This window comes from Vibrio marinisediminis (genome assembly GCF_014050145.1).
Lineage (GTDB): Bacteria > Pseudomonadota > Gammaproteobacteria > Enterobacterales > Vibrionaceae > Vibrio > Vibrio marinisediminis.
In genome coordinates this window covers 1-235 of record NZ_JACFYF010000347.1, presented here as the reverse complement: position 1 = coordinate 235, position 235 = coordinate 1, and the positions used below count along the sequence as shown (strand labels likewise).

Genomic DNA, 235 nt, shown 5'->3' with positions numbered 1-235 from the left:
ACTCTCACGCCGCGTGATTTCCTGCCGGGATACGGCGAGGTAGTAAAATATGGCCTGCTTGGTGACGCGGATTTTTTCGCCTGGCTCGAAACCGAGGGACCGCGGCTTGCGGCGGGCGATGGGTCGGCGCGTGTCGCCGCAGTGCGCCGCTCAGTCGAGATGAAGGCCGAGATCGTCGTGCGAGACGAAACCGAACAGGGCGACCGCGCGCTGCTGAACCTCGGCCATACGTTCT

1 protein-coding gene is annotated in these 235 nt (G+C 63.8%); it reads left to right on the top strand.

The window, feature by feature from the left end; translation table 11 throughout:
* Positions 1 to 235: 3-dehydroquinate synthase family protein (locus tag H2O73_RS24310; protein WP_497997525.1), on the top strand; the 235-nt coding region annotated here is incomplete at both ends.